Origin of the sequence: Geodermatophilus maliterrae (assembly GCF_041018925.1) — a bacterium.
GTDB classification, from domain to species: Bacteria; Actinomycetota; Actinomycetes; order Mycobacteriales; family Geodermatophilaceae; genus Geodermatophilus; species Geodermatophilus maliterrae.
In genome coordinates, this window is record NZ_JBFNXQ010000191.1 from 1 (window position 1) to 2,173 (window position 2,173).

Sequence of the window (2,173 nt, forward strand, 5' to 3'; positions counted from 1 at the left end):
GGGGCGGTCCTGGAGGCGACGCTGGAGCGGATCACCTTCGCCAACGCCCAGAGCGGCTACACCGTGGCCCGGGTGGACACCGGGCGGGGCGGTGACCTCGTCACCGTGGTGGGCTCGCTGCTGGGCGCGCAACCGGGAGAGACGCTGCGACTGCAGGGACGGTGGGGAGCGCACCCCCAGTACGGCCGGCAGTTCCAGGTCGAGGACTACACCACCGTGCTGCCGGCCACGGTGCAGGGCATCCGTCGCTACCTGGGTTCGGGGTTGGTCAAGGGGATCGGCCCGCGGCTGGCCGAGCGGATCGTGGACCACTTCGGGACCGACGCGCTGCGGGTGATCGAGGAGCAGCCGGCGCGGTTGGCCGAGGTGCCCAACCTGGGCCCCAAGCGGACCCGGCTGATCACCGCGGCCTGGGAGGAGCAGCGGGCGATCAAGGAGGTCATGGTCTTCCTGCAGGGCGTGGGCGTCTCCACCTCGCTGGCCGTGCGCATCTACAAGCAGTACGGCGGCGCCTCGATCGGCGTGGTCCGCGCCGAGCCCTACCGCCTGGCCGCCGAGGTGTGGGGCATCGGGTTCCGGACCGCCGACACGATCGCCGCCGCGGTGGGGATCCCGCACGACAGCACGGAGCGGGTCGAGGCCGGGCTGCAGTTCGTGCTCTCCGAGGCGACCGGGCAGGGGCACTGCTTCCTGCCCCGGCCCGAGCTGGTCGCCCGGGCGGTCGAGATCCTGCAGGTCCCGGCGGATCTGGTGGGTCACTGCCTGGCGCTGCTGGTCGCCGACCAGGGGGTGATCCGCGAGGAGCTCCCCGGCGCGGACGGGGAGCCCTGCACGGTGGCGTTCTACCTCGTCCCCTTCCACCGGGCGGAGGTCTCCCTGGCCGCGGGGCTCAGGAGGCTGGCGGCCGCCGACGCCGACCGGATGCCGGCCTTCGCCGGTGTGGACTGGGACGCCGCGCTGACCTGGCTGCACCGGCGCACCGGCGTGGACCTGGCGGCCGGCCAGCAGGAGGCCGTGCGCCTGGCGCTGACCGAGAAGGTCGCCGTCCTCACCGGTGGCCCCGGCTGCGGCAAGAGCTTCACGGTGCGCTCGATCGTCACCCTCGCCGCCGCCAAGGGCGCGAGGATCGTGCTCGCGGCGCCCACCGGCCGGGCGGCGAAACGGCTCACCGAGCTGACCGGGGTCGAGGCGGTGACCGTGCACCGGCTGCTGGAGCTGCGCCCCGGCGGGGACGCCGCCTTCGACCGGGACCGCCCGCTGCAGGCCGACCTGGTCGTCGTCGACGAGTCCTCGATGCTGGACCTGCTGCTGGCCAACAAGCTGGTGCGGGCCGTCCCGCCGGGCGCGCACCTGCTGCTGGTCGGCGACGTCGACCAGCTGCCCTCGGTCGGCGCCGGTGAGGTGCTGCGCGACCTGCTCGCCGACGGCACGCCCGTCCCGCACGTGCGGCTGACCCAGGTCTTCCGGCAGGCCAGCCGGTCGGGGGTGGTGACCAACGCCCACCGGATCAACGCCGGCGACCACCCCCAGGTCCGCGGCCTCGACGACTTCTTCCTCTTCAGCACCGACGACGCCGAGGAGGCCGCCCGGCTCACCGTGGACGTGGTGGTGCGCCGGATCCCGGCCCGGTTCGGCCTCGACCCGCGCCGGGACGTCCAGGTGCTGACCCCGGTGCACCGCGGGCCGGCCGGTGCCGCCGCGCTCAACGAGCTGCTGCAGGAGGCGCTCACCCCGGCTCGGCCCGACCGGGCCGAGAAGCGCTTCGGCGGACGGGTCTTCCGCGTCGGGGACAAGGTCACCCAGATCCGCAACGACTACGACAAGGGCGCCCACGGGGTCTTCAACGGCACCCAGGGCGTCGTCACCGCCATCGACGGCGTCGAGCAGACCCTCACCGTCGTCACCGACGAGGACGAGGCGATCGACTACGACTTCGGCGAGCTCGACGAGCTGGTGCACGCCTACGCCGTCACCGTCCACCGCTCGCAGGGCAGCGAGTACCCCTGCGTCGTCATCCCGCTGACCACCAGCGCCTGGATGATGCTGCAGCGCAACCTGCTCTACACCGCCGTCACCCGCGCCAAGCGTCTCGTCGTGCTGGTCGGCTCGACCAGGGCCCTCGGCCAGGCCGTGCGCGCCGCCGGCTCCGGACGCCGGCACACCGCCCTCGCCC

General features: G+C 73.9%; 1 protein-coding gene. It reads left to right on the plus strand.

Annotated features, from left to right (window positions below):
• On the plus strand, window positions 1-2,173 hold a 2,173-nt coding region (gene recD2 / locus ABQ292_RS26345), incomplete at both ends, for an SF1B family DNA helicase RecD2 (RefSeq protein ID WP_369210661.1).